At 59.1% G+C, this 16,202-nt stretch carries 15 protein-coding genes; 9 read left to right on the top strand and 6 right to left on the bottom strand.

From position 1 onward, the window contains the following. Positions 1 to 250: 250 nt before the first annotated feature. The gene (locus OHL14_RS08915; protein WP_263378991.1) at positions 251 to 3,592 is read left to right on the top strand and encodes an Ig-like domain repeat protein; all 3,342 of its coding nucleotides are present in this window, start codon (positions 251 to 253) and stop codon (positions 3,590 to 3,592) included. Positions 3,593 to 3,657: 65 nt separating this feature from the next. On the opposite strand, the gene OHL14_RS08910 is transcribed toward OHL14_RS08915, so the two are convergent. Further along, a complete protein-coding gene (locus tag OHL14_RS08910) occupies positions 3,658 to 4,947 on the bottom strand; it encodes a Glu/Leu/Phe/Val family dehydrogenase (protein ID WP_263379077.1) in 1,290 nt (429 codons plus the stop codon). Positions 4,948 to 5,362: 415 nt separating this feature from the next. Here OHL14_RS08910 and OHL14_RS08905 point away from each other — a divergent pair, with 415 nt between their 5' ends. Both OHL14_RS08905 and trpE read left to right on the top strand, forming a co-directional pair. After that, positions 5,363 to 5,527, top strand: a complete 165-nt coding sequence (locus tag OHL14_RS08905) for a hypothetical protein (protein WP_263378990.1) — start codon at positions 5,363 to 5,365, stop codon at positions 5,525 to 5,527. Between the two features lie 47 nt (positions 5,528 to 5,574). Next, positions 5,575 to 7,119 carry an anthranilate synthase component I gene (gene trpE, locus OHL14_RS08900; protein ID WP_263378989.1) on the top strand — a complete coding sequence of 515 codons (1,545 nt, stop codon included), beginning with the start codon at positions 5,575 to 5,577 and terminating at the stop codon, positions 7,117 to 7,119. A gap of 162 nt (positions 7,120 to 7,281) precedes the next feature. On the opposite strand, the gene OHL14_RS08895 is transcribed toward trpE, so the two are convergent. Then, positions 7,282 to 7,476, bottom strand: coding sequence for a hypothetical protein (locus OHL14_RS08895; protein WP_263378988.1), 195 nt, complete (start codon positions 7,474 to 7,476; stop codon positions 7,282 to 7,284). Between the two features lie 299 nt (positions 7,477 to 7,775). On the opposite strand from OHL14_RS08895, the gene OHL14_RS08890 reads away from it, so the two are divergent. The 3 genes from OHL14_RS08890 to efp all read left to right on the top strand — a co-directional run bounded on the left by OHL14_RS08890 (position 7,776) and on the right by efp (position 9,917). Further along, positions 7,776 to 8,369, top strand: coding sequence for an anthranilate synthase component II (locus OHL14_RS08890; protein WP_263378987.1), 594 nt, complete (start codon positions 7,776 to 7,778; stop codon positions 8,367 to 8,369). A 3-nt stretch (positions 8,370 to 8,372) separates the two neighbouring features. Next, positions 8,373 to 9,260: a nuclease gene (locus tag OHL14_RS08885; protein ID WP_263378986.1), complete on the top strand. Its 888-nt coding sequence runs from the start codon at positions 8,373 to 8,375 to the stop codon at positions 9,258 to 9,260. A gap of 96 nt (positions 9,261 to 9,356) precedes the next feature. Continuing rightward, entirely contained in the window at positions 9,357 to 9,917 is a 561-nt protein-coding gene (gene efp / locus OHL14_RS08880) for an elongation factor P (RefSeq protein ID WP_263378985.1), read from the top strand. 68 nt (positions 9,918 to 9,985) lie between these two features. Here the strand turns inward: efp and OHL14_RS08875 are convergent, their stop codons facing one another. Both OHL14_RS08875 and OHL14_RS08870 read right to left on the bottom strand, forming a co-directional pair. Continuing rightward, the gene (locus tag OHL14_RS08875) at positions 9,986 to 10,723 is read right to left on the bottom strand and encodes a hypothetical protein (RefSeq protein WP_263378984.1); all 738 of its coding nucleotides are present in this window, start codon (positions 10,721 to 10,723) and stop codon (positions 9,986 to 9,988) included. A gap of 415 nt (positions 10,724 to 11,138) precedes the next feature. Then, positions 11,139 to 11,828, bottom strand: coding sequence for a hypothetical protein (locus tag OHL14_RS08870; RefSeq protein WP_263378983.1), 690 nt, complete (start codon positions 11,826 to 11,828; stop codon positions 11,139 to 11,141). Positions 11,829 to 12,103: 275 nt separating this feature from the next. On the opposite strand from OHL14_RS08870, the gene OHL14_RS08865 reads away from it, so the two are divergent. From OHL14_RS08865 to OHL14_RS08855, 3 genes are all read left to right on the top strand, one after another. Continuing rightward, a complete protein-coding gene (locus OHL14_RS08865; RefSeq protein WP_263378982.1) occupies positions 12,104 to 12,385 on the top strand; it encodes an acylphosphatase in 282 nt (93 codons plus the stop codon). A gap of 57 nt (positions 12,386 to 12,442) precedes the next feature. Continuing rightward, on the top strand, positions 12,443 to 12,985 hold the full coding sequence (locus tag OHL14_RS08860) for an adenine phosphoribosyltransferase (RefSeq protein WP_263378981.1): 543 nt from the start codon (positions 12,443 to 12,445) through the stop codon (positions 12,983 to 12,985). A gap of 85 nt (positions 12,986 to 13,070) precedes the next feature. Then, positions 13,071 to 14,114, top strand: a complete 1,044-nt coding sequence (locus OHL14_RS08855; RefSeq protein ID WP_263378980.1) for an NAD(P)-dependent alcohol dehydrogenase — start codon at positions 13,071 to 13,073, stop codon at positions 14,112 to 14,114. Between the two features lie 77 nt (positions 14,115 to 14,191). On the opposite strand, the gene OHL14_RS08850 is transcribed toward OHL14_RS08855, so the two are convergent. After that, positions 14,192 to 15,361, bottom strand: a complete 1,170-nt coding sequence (locus tag OHL14_RS08850) for a lactonase family protein (protein ID WP_263378979.1) — start codon at positions 15,359 to 15,361, stop codon at positions 14,192 to 14,194. Between the two features lie 177 nt (positions 15,362 to 15,538). Continuing rightward, a complete protein-coding gene (locus OHL14_RS08845) occupies positions 15,539 to 15,994 on the bottom strand; it encodes a hypothetical protein (protein WP_263378978.1) in 456 nt (151 codons plus the stop codon). Positions 15,995 to 16,202: the final 208 nt, after the last annotated feature.

The following is a 16,202-nucleotide window of genomic DNA, read 5'->3' as shown; positions in this document are numbered from 1 at the left end:
GCCTACGTCCCGCGCAACGGCTGTCACAGTCATTCTGCCACACCCTCTGGAGAGAGCGATATTCAGCCCTCAAAAGCCTTGAAACGGTGCCTGAAAAAAAGGCGTCCCAAAGGGTGCGAATCGGGCAAAAAGAGGTGTAGCCTCACTGGCAGACATCCAAGGACAGATTTCTGGCAACGGCTTTCACTGCAGCCGACGGCGTGCTGTCGAGCTTTTTACTGCATATATCTCCACAAATACAGGTCGCTGAATGTTCAAGTTGTTGCAAGTAAAGCTGCGAGAATCGACACCCTCGTCTCTATCCCGCCGGACGGTCTTGGCGGTGGTCGTTTTGCTGGGGCTGTTTCCGTTGCTGCCGCCCTCCGGCCTCGGCCAGGCCTGCACCACCACCATCACCGGCAAGGTGTATTCGCCCAACGGGGTGGATCCGCTGCCGAACATTCTGGTCTACGTACCCACCACCACGGTTCAGGCGCTGCCGACCGGCGTTTCAGACTGCACCGCAGCCTCGAACCTCGTGTCGGGTAATCCGCTTGTAAGCACGACGACCGCCGCAGACGGCTCCTTTTCGCTCACCAATCCCGGCCTTGCTGGCACGCAGACCCTCGTCATCCAGGCAGGGAAGTGGCGCCGCCAATATCCCGGCATCTCCGTAACCAGCTGCACCACAACCCCCGCTCCTCAGCTGGTGATGCCCCAGAACCAGAGCCAGGGCGACATCCCGCGTATAGCGATCTCAACCGGCTCTTCCGACGCGCTGGAGTGTGTCATCCGCAAGATCGGCATCTCCGACTCCGAGTTCACAGCTCCCTCTGGGACCGGCCGCATCAGCCTCTACGCTGGCTCCCAGTCGCCGGGCATCACTACAGACGCCTCCGGCACCACGCTGCCGTCGGAGACGACCCTCGTCAGCAGCCAGTCCGCGCTCAACGCCTATGACCTCGCCGTATTTGCCTGCCAGGGTACGGAAAACAATCCAGCAGCTGCCATGGTCGCCAACCAGCAGAATGTGGTCAACTTCGCCGATGCTGGCGGGCGCGTCTTCGCGACCCACTTCAGCTATGTGTGGCTGGACAACAGCACCATCTTTGCAAGCACGGCGAACTGGTCGCTGCCGGACCAGTCCATCTCCGGTTCCACCACCGTGCCGATCGACGCCACCATCGACCAGACCTACCCCGAAGGCGTCGTTCTGGCCAACTGGCTCTACAACATCGGAGCTACACCAACGAAGGGCCAGCTGCCGCTCTACGTGACGAAGAAGGACCAGAGCGGCGTGAACTCACCGACGCAATCGTGGGCGACGCTGAATGATCCGGCCTTTGGCAACCCGGTTATGCAGTTTACGTTCGATACTCCGATCAATGCCGCCACAACCACCGCGTTGACAGTGGGCTTTACCAACAGCCCGACTTTGTATGAACCGACCGCCGGAACAAGCGCTGGCAGCATTGCGATCAACGTCACGGATACGAGCTCCACAAATGCGGACGCGTCGCTGAACCTCTCCATCACGCTGCCCACGGGCGTCACAGCAACCTCGCTGGCAGGCACCAGCGCAACGACCGGCTGGGTATGTTCTGTGGCGACCCTCACCTGCAACCGTCTCACCGCGCTCCCGGCAGGAACCTCGGACAGTGTCACGCTGGGGATCAACGTTTCGACCAGTGCTCCGCTCGGGGCGCAGCTGGTATCGGTCGCTTTGGCCGGGGGCGGCCTTTCAGGAACGAACCAGTGCGGGCGCGTACTCTTCAACGAGTATCACGTCGAAACCACCTCCACCAACATCAAGGCCTTCCCCAGCGAATGCACTGCCACCGCGATGAGCCCGCAGGAGAAATTCCTCGAGTTTTCGCTCTATAACCTCTCGAACTTTGTGGCCCCCGTCTCCGCCGACACAATCGATATCGTCGCAACCCCGACGATCACCTGGGCAACGCCGACCTCGATTTACTACGGCACGCCCCTGGGCGCTACCCAACTGGACGCGACCGCGACCTACGCAGGCAACACGGTGCCTGGCACCTTTTCCTATACGCCAGCAGCAGGAACCGTTCTCCCGCTCGGCACAACCACGCTCAATGTGAGCTTCACCCCAACGGATCCGACCAGCTACACCTTAGCCACCGGCAGCACGACGATCACTGTCCTGCAGGACACCACCACAACCACCCTGACCTCGACGCCGAACTCCTCAGCCCTCGGCGCATCGGTGACCTTCACGGCTACCGTCACAGGCATTGCGGCGCCCCCCACTGGAGCAGTCTCCTTCTACAGCGGCACTACGCTCCTCGGCACAGGCACGCTGACAGCCTCCACCGGCGACAGCGCAGTCGCCACCTTCAGTACCTCGACGCTACCTCTCGGCGCGAGCAGCATCACCGCGAGCTACGCCACGACGACCGACTTCCTCGGCTCGGTGAGTGCGCCTCTCGTGCAGAACGTCTACGGCGTCTCCAGCATCGTCATCAATGGCCTCGTGACGCCAATCGACTACGGACAGATCATCGGAGACACCGCGCAGATCGTGGTCACAGGCTCCAGCTCCGGCGGCAACACCAAGGTCTACATCAATGGCGCGCTCGTCTGCACCCTGCCCGTAGCCCCAGGCCTTACCACCTCCTGCCCCGCAAGCACCGGAGCCAATCTTGGCGTCGGCACGTACACCATCTACGCCGTCTTCTCCGGCGACGCCGAATACGCCGGCTCGACCTCGCCCACATACACCGTCCAGATCGTCCCCGACCCCACCACAACCTCGTTGACGAGTTCGCTCAACCCCTCCTACCTCGGCAACTCGGTCACGTTCACGGCAGTCGTTGCGGCTCCCTATGCCACGCCCACCGGCAACGTCACCTTCCTCGACGGCACAACCTCGCTGGGCATCGGCACCCTGAACACCTCAGGTGTAGCGACCTACAGCACCACCGCTCTCGCCGTCGGTACGCACAACATCACCGCCAGCTACGCCGCGACCACCGACTTCACCGCCTCCGTCTCAACCCCCGTAGCGCAGGTCGTCAATCCTCCGCTACCCCTCGGCGGAGCTCCCGGCTACATCCTCACCGTCACCCCCACCACCATCGACAAGGCCCTGCTAGGCGTCGCCACCCCGATCACCGTCACCATCCAGGAAGTCAACGGCTACAGCGAACCCATCGCGCTCACCTGCACCGGCCTCACCAACGAAGCCACCTGCAGCTTCGCCCTCACAACGATCCCCGCAGGCGGCGGCACCACCACGCTCTCACTTACCCCCGCCGCCCCGCACAACTGCAACAGCAACACCGGAGACTTCGTAGCTTCGAACCGAGATCGCAGCATCGCCGAAGGCGGCCTCGGCTTCGCCGCCATCTTGTTGCTGCTCGGCATCACCACCCGACGCCGTCGCAAGCTCCTGCAAGCCGCACTGCTCGTCCTCGCTCTCTGCGCGATGCCCATGCTCAACGGCTGCGGCACCGTCGGCTGCACCGACCTCGGCACCAAGCCCGGCACCTACAGCTTCACCGTAACGGCAGCCCCCACAGCCGGCCCCAGCGGACAATACGAAGGCACGCAGTCCCAAACCGTAACGTACACCGCCACACTCTAGCCGCATTCCACCCAAAGCAGAGGCCGCCCACTTGAGGCGGCCTTTCGCTCTTCTAGTCCCTGCCTTTACGCATACATCCCGCGCTGCTTTGTCGTATACGCCACGCGGTCGATCGCCAGCATATACGCTGCCGTCCGGTTATTTACTCCGTGCGCCACCGAGTACTGCAGCACATCGTTGAAGCTGTCGATCATGATGCGTTCCAGCCGCTGGTTTACCTCATCCTCGGTCCAGAAGTAGCCCATGCGGTCCTGCACCCACTCGAAGTAGCTCGTCGTCACGCCGCCAGCATTCGCAAGAATGTCGGGAATCACGAAGATCCCCTTCTCCTCGAGAATCTTGTCCGCAACCGTCGTCGTTGGCCCATTTGCGCCTTCGCAAAGAATCCGGCATTGCAGCTTCGCAGCATTTCGGCTCGTAATCACATTCTCCGTCGCCGCCGGAATCAACACATCGCACTTGCTCACCAGGATCTCGTCCTTGTCCGCGGCCTGCGCTCCGGGAAAGCCATGGATCGTCCCCTTCTTCGCCTTGAACTCCAGCAGCTCGCTGATGTCGATACCGTCAGCGTTGAACAGCGCACCGTCATACTCGCCAATGCCGATCACCTTGTAGCCCTTGTCCCAAAGCAGCTTCGCAGAGTTGGAACCGACGTTGCCAAACCCCTGCACAATCACCGTCGTCTCCGCCGGAACCATGTTCAGGTGCTTCAGTGCCTGGTCGGTCACAATGCTGATGCCGCGCCCCGTAGCCTCGCGCCGTCCACGCGAACCGCCAAGGTTCACCGGCTTGCCCGTCACCACCGCGTTGATCGTCTGTCCCATGTGCATCGAGTACGTGTCCATGATCCACGCCATCGTCTGCTCATTCGTATTCATATCCGGCGCGGGCACGTCCTTCTCTGGTCCAATGAACTCGATCAGCGCCGCCGTATACCGCCGCGTCATCCGTTCCAGCTCGCCCTGCGACATCGACTTGGGATCGCAGATGATCCCACCCTTCGCTCCACCAAAGGGAATGTTCACCACCGCGCACTTCCACGTCATCCAGCTGGCCAGCGCGCGCACCTCGTCCAGGGAAACATCGGGCGCATAGCGGATGCCGCCCTTACCGGGACCGCGAGCCACCGAGTGCTGCACGCGATAGCCGGTAAAGACCTCGATGCGGCCATCGTCCATCTGTACCGGGATGTGTACGATGATCTCGCGCGCCGGATAGCGCAATACCTTCCATATGCCATCGTCCAACTTCAGGCGGTGTGCGGCTTCATCAAAACGGGCGGCCTGGGCCTCCCACGGGTTTGTCTCCTGCGCCAGCGTCAGCGCAGGTGCTGTTTCTTTCACTACGGATTGCATCGGTGTTTCCTTCTCTCGTCCGAGCGTGGGGTGCGCTGCCAGTGCCGCGTTGCTCGGGATCAATGTTTCGTCGGCCATGTGTCTTCCTCGATTCCGACTGCGGAGATTAGACGTCCGCAGAGGTCCGATGGCGTCACTTTATCGTGGCAACCTTCTTCGTTTCGTTACAGGCATCTGTAACCAAACTTGCAGAGTATAGGCCGATAAATCGACGACCCGCAAGCTACACCGTGTCCTCTTTGAGTCATAAAGATCACTCCGATCTGACTTGCGCAAGCACCTGCCGATGTGCGCAAGCCGCACCGCTTTGTGCGGTCTTCGCGCGCTGCGATCTTCGCGAACGCAATACCTTGCATCAGAGACAGTGGGGGCGATCACGGACGTTGTTGATAGCCCGTTCTCAGGAGAAACCTACATGACGTCCATTCGAAAGAGTTCGATCGCGACCATGGTGCTCACCAGCATCATGACGCTCGGTCTTGCAGGCTGCTATCACCGCCACCATCATGACGATCACTATCCCCCACCCCCGCCTCCGGGCGAGCATCACGATGATGGCGGACACCCCGATCATCCGTAGTCAGCTGTAAGTGGTGAGACGGGCATCGTCGCCGGTATCATAGACAGATGCCCGTCTCACGCGCTCTTACCACCCCGTCTCTTCGCGAATACCAAAAGCTCGCTCGCACGCATACCTTGGTGCCCGTAACCCGTGTGGTGACCGCTGACCTGGAAACTCCTGTGTCGGCGTTTTTGCATGTGGCCGCGCTTGAGCCGGAGGCGTTTCTGCTAGAGTCCGTTGAAGGCGGCGAGCACGTGGGTCGCTACACCTTCATGGGCATCCGTCCCTACAAGCGCATGACCGCCCGCGACGGCAAAATCTCGGCGACAGAGAGTGGTAAAGGCAAGGCCCGCACCTACACCGGCGACATCTTCACTGAACTGAAGCAGTCTCTTGAGGGCGAGACCCCCGCGAAGCTGCCCGGTATGCCACCCTTCACCGCAGGCGCCGTCGGCTTCTTCAGCTACGACATCGTGCGTTCGATCGAAAAGCTCCCAACCCTCGCTGCGGAAGAGCTCAACGTGCCCGACGCGCACCTGATGTTCTTCGACGAGGTGCTGGCCTTCGATCACGTCAAGAAGGCCATCCATCTCATCGTCACGGTAGGCACGCGCGGCCCTGTAGATACGGCGGCCTATGCGCAGGCTAACCGTCGCCTCGACCGGCTGGAAAAACTCCTCAGCTCCGCTATCCCGCTGCCCAAGCCGCGCCGCAGCGCGAAGGCCCTCGGCCCATTGAAGCTCACGCACCGCACCCCTGCGAAGCAGTTTTTGCGCGCTGTGGACAAGGTCAAGGACTACATCACCGCAGGCGACGTCTTTCAATGCGTGCTGTCGCAGCGCTTCGATTGCACCCCCGGCGTCGACGCCTTCGATATCTACCGTTCGCTGCGCATCGTCAACCCATCGCCGTACATGTACTTCATCCGCTCTCCCAAACTCAAATCGAAGAAGCGCGGTGGGAAGGCGAAGCAGGAGTTCCACCACATCGTTGGCTCTTCCCCCGAGATGCTGGTGCGTGTGAAGAACGGCACCATTGAGTACCGCCCCATCGCAGGCTCGCGCCCACGCGGTGCCGACGTAGAGATGGATCGCGCCATGGAGACGAGCCTCCGCGCTGACGCCAAAGAAGTGGCCGAGCACGTGATGCTGGTGGACCTCGGTCGCAACGACCTCGGCCGCGTCAGCGAGTTTGGCAGCGTGAAGGTGAAGGAACTGATGTTCGTGGAGCGCTACTCCCACATCATGCACCTGGTAAGCGCGCTGCAGGGCACCCTGCGCAAAGATCTCGCCCCACTCGACGCCCTGCGCGCCTGCTTCCCGGCAGGCACCCTGTCCGGTGCTCCCAAGATCCGCGCCATGGAGATCATCGAGGAACTCGAACCCTCCCGCCGCGGCGTCTACGGCGGAGCGATTATCTATGCAGACTTCTCCGGAAATTTGGATAGCTGCATCGCCATCCGCACCCTCTTCATGGACGGCGAACAGGGCCACATCCAGGCAGGCGCAGGCATCGTCGCCGACTCCGTGCCGCAAACCGAGTACGAAGAATGCGGCAACAAGGCAAAGGCCGTAGTCCGCGCCATCGAACGAGCGCGGAACATATCCTAACGCGGCGCAGAGATTTCGCCGAGCTTCGTAAGACTCTCGCGTTTGGAAGGGCGAAGATCGGTGGGGCTTAGCTTCAGCCATGCCAATGCAAGCCACTCTTTTCCCGGCTTTAGCCGCGGAGAGACTTCGTGCATGAAGACGGCCAGGGATGCTTTTGAGCTGCTAGTCCATTTCGTCTTGCTTTAGTGCCCAATAAATCCCGCCAGCGATCTGCGCAGCACCGATCACCCGCGTAAGGGTAGGCTTCCTCGAGAGGTGGTGCATGAAATTGCGCCACGGCTTCGGCCCTTTCTTCCAGGCCTTCGCGTCGCGTTCAGGGTTGATCATCGCCATAACGCCGTCGCCAATCATGACCATGGCGGCAAAATGCTTCGCACGAGTTGGACTTAGGAAGAACATACTCAAGTAGGAGCGCGCGCAGAGCAATTTCGTTGTCCCACCCACCTCAAGCTATTGACACGGCACTTATAATAGAAAGTAAGAAGAGATTGCGCGGCCTCCCCGGGCTCTCCTCCAAACGACTTAGCGTCGTCCGGCCCTTTTGACAAACGAAGACTACAGAAACGGCGACCCAAGTCCAGCCCTAACCGTTACGCCCTCAAGACTTTGACCCCAAAAGTATAGGGGGAGAGGGGGTAGGCAGTTAGAATGGCCCTATGGTCTTCGTTCTCGACAACTACGACAGCTTCACCTACAACCTGGTCCAATATCTCGGCGAGTTGGGCGAGGAAGTTGTCGTCCGCCGAAACGACGAGCTGTCGCCGGAAGAGATCGTAGCGCTGAAACCAGACCACATTCTGCTCTCGCCCGGACCTTGCACTCCGCAGGAAGCAGGAGTTCTTGTTCCGCTCGTCCAGCATTTGGCATCGCTGCCGAAGAAACAGCAGATTCCAACGCTCGGCGTCTGTTTAGGACATCAGGCAATCGGAGCTGCCTTCGGCGGAGACGTGATCCGCGCGCCGCACTTGATGCATGGCAAAACCAGCGAAGTCGCGCACGATGGCAAGACGATCTTCAAAGGCATCCCAAAGTCGATGACCTGCACGCGGTATCACTCGCTGATAGTGGATGAGAAGACGCTTCCCGCAGAACTCGAGGTCTCAGCCCGCGTCCGCGAAGGCGAAGGCGATGCCGGAATGATTATGGCGCTTCGTCACAAGACGCTGCCGATCGAAGGCGTACAGTTCCATCCTGAATCGGTTCTGACGGACCACGGAATGCGGTTGATTGCGAACTTCGTGAAAAAGTAGATCATGCAGCGACTCCTCCTCACACTCGCGATGTTGACGCCCGTTGCAGCCGCGCAGCAGGTCATGGGCACATTGTCCACGCAGGACGCTCAGGTAACAGGTGGTTTGCAGGTTTCTGGTGTGAAGGCAAGCCTGGTCTCGAACGCCGGCATCACGGCGCTCGATCACACTGCTCCAATTGCGCTGAGTCGTGGCGGCGAACTGCTGCTCTGTTCGACCAGCCAGTTTCACCTGCTCCACTCTGGCGGAGGTCCAGCGCTGCTGTTTGGGCTGGATCGCGGTGCGGTGGAACTGCATGGCGCGGCTGACATGCACGACGTGATGCTGACGCCGGACATACGGTTTGTGCTGGAAGCTCCGGGAATCTACGACCTGCGGGTGCGCGTCACGACGAACGGCGATACCTGCGTGCAGAACGCCGGTGCCAAAGCGCCAGTGCTGATCCTGAGCGATCCGTATTCGACGCGAACCTACCGCGTGATTCCGGGCCAACATGTGCTCTTCGAGCACGGCAGCCTGCGGGAGGTCGTCGATAACGAGCGGTCCGAATGTGGCTGCATGGTCGATAAGCCTTCCGGCAAAATGACGGCCGCGGAGAGGGAACATCCGTTCCCGGCCGCAGAGAGTGCGGGACTGGCGCCAGTGACGCCGCCGAACAACTCGACTCCGGATGGTGTTGTGCACACTCAGGTGAACGTCACGATGAGCTATAAGAACGACGACCCGAACGAGGCCGACGTGCGAAAGCCAGTGAGTTCCACAGCGGCGACCGCCACACCGAATAAGCCGTCGCATTCGGGGCCAGGCGCCTTTGTGCGCTCGATCGGGCGGTTCTTCCGCAAGATTTTCCATGCCGGGTATACGCCGGATGAATCGCCAGCGAAACAGTAGCGATTACGGCGAAATAGGGTCGCTCGGCTACAATAGGAAGGTTGGGCTGCAGCGTGCGCCCGCCAATCCACACCCAAGTTTTTCAGGAGTTTTCTCTTGTCTATTCCCGCCACACAGATGCGCCCCGGCATGGTCATCAAGTTCAAAGACGATCTGCACCTAGTCTTTGCCATCGAACACCGTACGCCCGGCAACCTGCGCGCCTTCATCCAGGCCAAGCTCAAGAACATCCGCACGGGCGCTATGTACACCGAGCGCTTCCGCTCGCCAGACCCCATTGATCGCGTCCACGTAGAGGCGATCAAGATGGAGTTCCTCTACAACGACGGCGACGAGTACTACTTTATGGACCAGAATACCTACGAGCAGACCGTGTTGAAGCACGAGACGCTCGGCGATGCGGTTGAATACCTGACGCCGAACCTCCTGATTGAAGTCAGCTTCCACGATGGCAAAGCTGTTGGTATTGAGTTGCCAACCTCGGTGGAGATGACTGTCACGGAGACGGAGCCGGGCATCAAGTCGGCGACGGCGAGCTCGGTAACTAAGCCTGCCAAGATGGAGACGGGTCTGGTTGTGCAGGTACCGCCGTTCATCAACGAGGGTGAAAAGATCCGCATCGATACAGCAGAAGGCACATACATGTCGCGCGCATAAATTTGCGTGGTAAGACACAAAGGGCGCAGCTATTGGCTGCGCCCTTTGGTTTGCGAACTGCTCGCTCTTCAGAACTTTACATACACGCCAGCGTACGGCTCCTCCGTCGACACCCAGGTAGAAGGGACGCTGCTAAGGGCATAGGTAGGCGCACGGTAGATCAGATCGCGCGCTCCGATTCTGAATCCAAGCCGCGAGTCTGTCTGCAAATCCACACCGAGGGTTACGAGGCCCGTTCCGCGCCACTGCGTTGTGCGAGCCGTGACTGGCGTAAAACACAACGCTCCGCCTCCGGCTGAAAGAAATGGATTCACCCTCTTATGGTGATAGAAGCGCAAGAGGTAGGCGGCTGTAACCTCCTGCATATTCGTGGGGATGTTGACTGCATCGCTGATCGCGGTATCTCCATCGGCCCCAACATAGCGCTCGGAGAACTTCGTGTACTGGTAATTCACCTCAACGCTGGCCCAAGGCAGGGGCCGGTCGCGAAAGCTGACCAACACTCCTGGGGAGTTGGTGGTGAGTGGCTGCATCGCATTGATAGGGTCGCTCTGCACCGCTGCGCAGGACCAAACTTCATGGTCGCTGTGGATTGCAGACTCTCCGCTTTGCCAGAGGCAGCTTTGCCCTTGTGCAGCGGTGGAGGATGTAATGGATGGAGTTGCCGAGGAGATGATGCTGGTGTATTGGCCAGTGGCAGCCACTCCCAGGTCAGCATCGTGCAACTTGTAAAACTGAGCACTTGAGGCAGCAGAAAGTAAGGTGAAGCAGGCAACGTGGAGTATGCGTTGTGAAAGGCGGCTCATCTCTATGGTTCTCCTGGTTTAGGTTTTAGAAACGCGCAAGTTCGCTTTCTCGGTGAGGTCACCAAGTTAGTCGACAATGCATATTTTTCTAAGGTTGATGTCGTCAGCAGCTCGCAGATCTCGCACGAGTGCCAGGGGGCCCGGGTCGGAAATTTCCTTTTAAACCAACAGCAGCAAACAAAGATGTGATCTCACAAGAGTTGGTTGTTAACTTTCTGAAGTCTTCTTTTTGTCCGATGCAACCTTTCCCATTAAGGCCTGACATAGGTAATAGATTGCCAATCAGCATGCACCCAACGGGGCACAGGGGGTCCCAACATCAGCGCGATGTTTCCGATTTCAGAATTTGCTTGAAGCATAAACACGAAGGGCGCAGCTTGTAGCTGCGCCCTTCGTGTCTGTTGCGAAATGAACTTTAGAACTTGATGTACACACCAGCGTAAGGCTCGGTGCTTGAAACCCAGCGGGACGAGGCGAGAGAGGTGTCAGTAAAGTTGGGAGCGCGGTAGAAGAGGCCGCGTCCGCCAAAGCGAAAGCCGAGTTTAGAACTGGTCTGTAGATCCAAGCCGACCTCAGCAAGGCCCGTAGCGCGCCACTGATTCGGTCGTGCGGTAGTGGGAGTGAAGTAGAGAGCTCCGCCGCCGATGCCTGCATACGGCTTCACTCGCTTCATCTTTGCGTGGTACAGATAAGCGGCAGTCGCTTCATGAACGCTGGTGGGCACAAAGACTGGGGTGTTGGCGCCCGCGTTGATAGGAGCATTGGCGGCACGGACAAAGTAGCGTTCTGAGAACTTGGTGTACTGGTAGTTCAACTCGATACCCGCCCACGAGAAGGGCTGATCGCGGACCGTGACGAGTACGCCAGGAGAATCAGTAGTGGCCTGGTGAGGCAGCGTCTGACCGGCAGAGCCGTAGTTTTGGCTGGTGATGGAATTGGTATATTGGCCGGTCGCTGCTACACCCACATCGAGATCGTTAATGTGGTACTTGGATGAGTTGGCATACATAGTGGGTGTTGCCTGGGCGGAGCAGAGAGCGGTGCCAGCTAGTACGAGAGCGCCAAACGATGCAGTTAAAAGGGTGGTGCGAACGCTGCGAATCATAATTCCTTGAGGTCTCCGGGAAGTTGGATCAGTTTGGACACAGAGGCGCAGGCCTGCGTCAGCGTGTGTACTCGCTGTGTTCGCACTTTCTGGCTTCGCTCTGGTCGATGGAGTCGGTTAGCAGCTTGCCCTGTTTTGGGCAGCTTTACTATCTAATAATGGACGCAGGGCAACCAGATGAGGTTGTATTCGGGGTCGATTTCGATTTGACCCCGACAAGTGGGAGGAAGCGTGTTGCAAGAGGTAGAGGGGTCTGCGAGACTAGAGATTCGGCGATGGTTCTCCATTTTCTTATTCGCGGTCGTGTGCAGGGCGTAGGCTTTCGATGGTTCGTTCATCGCGAGGCGGCGGAGCTTGGCCTGCGTGGCTGGGTGCGTAATACCGACGGCGGCGAAGTCGAAGTAGTGGCGGCTGGCAATCATGAGTCGCTAACGGAGCTGCGTGCGGAGTTACATAAGGGTTCGCGCGGCAGCCGCGTCGATAAGGTGATTGAGCACGAGCTGGATGAGGTAGAGGCCTCGTCGCTTGGCGAGTTCAAGATCGAGGGTGCCTGGTAGCACTCCGCAAAACACTATTCAACGTTTCTCTATATTCAAGGAGTTTGAAAGCAAGCCATGTCTCAATCTGTTCCGAACTGCGATCATCTTAAGGACCTTATTCGCTCTGTGCCCGACTTTCCAAAGCCGGGGATTTTGTTCTACGACATCACGACCGTGTTGAAAGACAAGACCGGCTTTGCGGAGCTGATCGATGCGTTCGCACAGTATTACATCGACAAGAAGGTCGACCTGGTGCTGGGTATCGAGGCGCGCGGCTTCATCTTCGGGCCAGCATTGTCATATCGCTTGAACGCGGGCTTCGTGCCAGTGCGCAAGCCAGGAAAGTTGCCCGCGGAGACGCTGACCGTGAAGTATGACCTCGAGTACGGATCGGACTCGCTGCAGATCCACAAGGACGCCGTGAAGCCGGGACAGCGCGTGATCATCGTCGATGACCTGCTGGCGACGGGTGGCACGATGTTGGCTACCAGCAACCTGGTGAAGGAACTTGGCGGCGAGATTGTCGGCGTGACTGTGGCGGTGGAGCTGGACTTTTTGAAGGGTCGCGAGAAGTTTCCGGAGATTGATGTGTTTAGCCTGATTCATTACGACGAATAAGAACGGCCCCGGTTGCAACTAGCAGCCGGGGTTAGTCTTTCTGCGTGTCGACTAACTAGCATCTCAACCGTCAGGAGAACCTCCCATGAAGTCGTTTGGATACGCAGCACAAGACAAGACCTCGCCACTTACACCGTTTCATTTTGAACGCCGCGAGCCGGGGCCGAAGGATGTGGTGGTGGCCATCGATTACTGCGGCATTTGTCACTCGGACATTCACCAAGCGCGTGATGAGTGGGGCGGTTCTATCTACCCGATGGTGCCGGGACATGAGATCGTCGGGCGGGTTACGGCGATAGGCAAAGAGGTAGAGAAGTTCAAGGTCGGCGATCTGGCTGGTGTGGGCGTGACCGTGCAGACCTGTATGCAATGCGACAACTGTAAAGCTGGTGCAGAGCCTTACTGCACCAAGGGCATGGTCGGCACATACAACGCGAAGGATTATGACGGTGAGCTGATGCAGGGTGGTTATGCAGACAACATCGTTGCTCCGGAGCATTACGTGCACAGCATCTCGCCTAAGCTGAACCTGGCGGCTGTAGCACCGCTTCTATGTGCGGGCATCACGACGTACTCGCCGCTGAAGCACTGGAAGATTGGCCCGAACATGAAGGTGGGCATCGTTGGTCTGGGCGGACTTGGGCACATGGGGCTGAAGTTTGCTTCGTCGTTTGGAGCCTACACGGTGCTCTTTACGACTTCTGCAGATAAGCAGAACGATGCGCTGAAGCTGGGAGCAAACGAAGTCGTGCTGAGCAAGGACCCCGCGCACATGGCCAAGCATACGGGTAGCTTCGACTTCATCCTGGACTGCGTTTCGGCTCCGCATGATCTGAATGCCTACCTGAATCTGCTGCGCCTGGATGGAACGCTCTGCCTGGTTGGCCTGCCGGAGACGCCGTTCACGGTATCGCCGTTTGGGATCATTACGAATCGGCGCTCCTTTGCAGGATCGATGATCGGCGGCATGGAGGAGACGCAGCAGATGCTCGACTACTGCGCGGAAAAGAACATCGTTTCCGATATCGAGCTGATCAGCTACGCGCGGCTGCCGGAGGCCTATGAACGTGTGCTGAAGTCCGACGTGAAGTATCGGTTCGTGCTGGATGGTAAGACGCTAAGGGGATAGGTAAAACGCATCGCAAAACAAGGGGAGCAGCCAATGAGGCTGCTCCCTTTGTTTGCTATGCGGTGTTCGTCGCGCTATTACACCCATTCGACGCACATGGGCGTGTCGGCTGGGAAGAGGGTTGGCTTGGGTGTGAGTTTGCCGGACTTGGGGTCGTGTCCGAAGACTGAGACGGTGGAAGAGCCCTGGTTCATGCAGAGCAGAAAGCGGCGCGAGGGGTCGAAGGCGATGAGGCGGGTGACGGTGCCACCAGTCTGTACGCGCTGCTGCTCGGTGAGGAAGCCGGTCTTCTCGTTCACTTTGTAGACGACGAGGGAGTTTTCGCCGCGGGTATTCGCATAGACGAAGCGGCCTTTGGGGTCGATGACGACCTCGCAGGCGGTCGCGCCTTTCGCGTCGGCGTCAGAGGCCAAAGTGGAGACGATGCTGCCGCCAAGCGGGGTAAGCGTGCCCTTATCCCAGCCGTAGACGCTGATGGTGCAGTCAAGCTCGTGGATGCAGTAGACGAACTTGCCGTTGGGATGGAAGACGACATGGCGCGGACCGGAGCCGGAGGGCGCGGCGAAGCGCTTCGGTGTGCCAAAGACTTCTTCTGGCCCCTTGCCCACAGGGTCGAAGCGGAAGACTTCAATGGCGTCTTCTCCGAGGTTGCAGCAGAGCAGATACTTATTGTCGGGAGAGATGACCGCGCAGTGCATGTGCGGGGCTTCCTGACGATCGGCGTTGGGGCCTAGTATGCCGCAGGCGGCGTTGTCCTTGCAGGCGAAGAGGTTCGTCTCGGTCTCGAAGCTGCCGTCGCCCTTGAGGCTGACAGCAGCAATGCTGCCCCCGCCGTAATTGGCGGCGAACGCCATATGCCCGGTGTCGTCGATGGAGAGGTAGCAGGGCGAGTTGCCCTTGGAGCTGATGGTAGCGAACTGCTCCAGATCGGCAGCCTTTCCGTCTACGCGGAAGGCAGAGAGGGAGCCATCACCCTGTGCGGACTCATTGGATGCATAAAGGATGGGTTTTTTAGGATGCATTGCGAAGTAGGTGGGACGGTCGCTGGGAGCAGCAAGAGACGGGGTACCGATCTGGCCGGTCACCGAGTCCCAGCTGGCGCGATAGATGCCCTTACCCTTGTCGGTGCCGAGCAGGATGAACTTTGGGTTGCGGACGGACTCAGCGCGCAGCGGCAGACGCGACGCAGCGACGGCAGCGGCGAGGGTGGTGAGGAAATGGCGGCGGTTCAGCGTTGCTACGGTCACGCGGGTCTCCTGAATATCGATATCGCTTTGATTCGATGCGTAAAGTGTTGCCGATGAGGTCTGTGTGTTCTTCGCGGTCGACCTATATGGAACTCATACGGCGCAACGAAAACTATGCCCCTTCGAGGTCTTGGTTCGATAGGGGCATTCGGGGTGCTTCTTATTCAATTAGGGAGTTTACTTGCCAGCCATGGACTGCGCCACTGTTTCGGGTTCGCCTGGGTTCACAAAGTCGAGTTCGGTGGGGTGGGCATCACGGTCAATGACGGGCAGAGAGGGAAGCTTACGGGTGTGGCCGATCTCGCGGACGACGGCGGCGGCATGCTCCAGTACCTCTGCGACGCTCATCGTGTACATTTCGCGACCGTTGTCATAGCCGGACTCGATGGCGGTTTTTAGGTAGCGGCCTGCGGCCTGCGCGGCGAGATAGTCGGTGATGACCTTATTGTTGAGCTTCTTCTGCTGAACCCAGGCGTCGTTGGGCATTGCGATCCAGAGGGGCTTGCCGTTGACGGCGAACCGTATGTCGGTGGCGTCGGCGTGGCGGGTGGCGATGGCAACGAGGGTGCCCTTCCAGACACAGTGCTGCGGCTCGGCGGTCCAGCGGTCTACGGCTACGAAGTCTTCATACATGGTGACTTCAGGGTAGCTGGGTGGACGGTGGGAAGCAAGTTGAGCAGATCGCAAGACGAAATATTTCCTCACGTTTTGCTAACGGATGGGCAGTTATCCTAGTCGAGTAACAATTCACCATGCGGCCCCGCCAGGAGTGGGTTGAAGCGTCCGTAGACGACTTGAACCCGCAAAGCTCGATCAGCCAGTATCTCGAACCTGTACGCCG

Origin of the sequence: Granulicella paludicola (assembly GCF_025685545.1) — a bacterium.
GTDB lineage: Bacteria > Acidobacteriota > Terriglobia > Terriglobales > Acidobacteriaceae > Granulicella > Granulicella paludicola.
Note: the sequence above shows the minus strand (reverse complement) of the source record. Positions and strands in the feature narration are given on the sequence as shown.

What these genes read in the sequence shown, in the direction of transcription:
- OHL14_RS08915 (WP_263378991.1), top strand. Translation starts at nt 251, where the DNA reads ATGTTCAAGTTGTTGCAAGTAAAGCTGCGAGAATCGACACCCTCGTCT.
- OHL14_RS08910 (WP_263379077.1), bottom strand. Translation starts at nt 4,947, where the DNA reads ATGCAATCCGTAGTGAAAGAAACAGCACCTGCGCTGACGCTGGCGCAG.
- OHL14_RS08905 (WP_263378990.1), top strand. Translation starts at nt 5,363, where the DNA reads ATGACGTCCATTCGAAAGAGTTCGATCGCGACCATGGTGCTCACCAGC.
- trpE (WP_263378989.1), top strand. Translation starts at nt 5,575, where the DNA reads ATGCCCGTCTCACGCGCTCTTACCACCCCGTCTCTTCGCGAATACCAA.
- OHL14_RS08895 (WP_263378988.1), bottom strand. Translation starts at nt 7,476, where the DNA reads ATGGTCATGATTGGCGACGGCGTTATGGCGATGATCAACCCTGAACGC.
- OHL14_RS08890 (WP_263378987.1), top strand. Translation starts at nt 7,776, where the DNA reads ATGGTCTTCGTTCTCGACAACTACGACAGCTTCACCTACAACCTGGTC.
- OHL14_RS08885 (WP_263378986.1), top strand. Translation starts at nt 8,373, where the DNA reads ATGCAGCGACTCCTCCTCACACTCGCGATGTTGACGCCCGTTGCAGCC.
- OHL14_RS08875 (WP_263378984.1), bottom strand. Translation starts at nt 10,723, where the DNA reads ATGAGCCGCCTTTCACAACGCATACTCCACGTTGCCTGCTTCACCTTA.
- OHL14_RS08870 (WP_263378983.1), bottom strand. Translation starts at nt 11,828, where the DNA reads ATGATTCGCAGCGTTCGCACCACCCTTTTAACTGCATCGTTTGGCGCT.
- OHL14_RS08865 (WP_263378982.1), top strand. Translation starts at nt 12,104, where the DNA reads ATGGTTCTCCATTTTCTTATTCGCGGTCGTGTGCAGGGCGTAGGCTTT.
- OHL14_RS08860 (WP_263378981.1), top strand. Translation starts at nt 12,443, where the DNA reads ATGTCTCAATCTGTTCCGAACTGCGATCATCTTAAGGACCTTATTCGC.
- OHL14_RS08855 (WP_263378980.1), top strand. Translation starts at nt 13,071, where the DNA reads ATGAAGTCGTTTGGATACGCAGCACAAGACAAGACCTCGCCACTTACA.
- OHL14_RS08845 (WP_263378978.1), bottom strand. Translation starts at nt 15,994, where the DNA reads ATGTATGAAGACTTCGTAGCCGTAGACCGCTGGACCGCCGAGCCGCAG.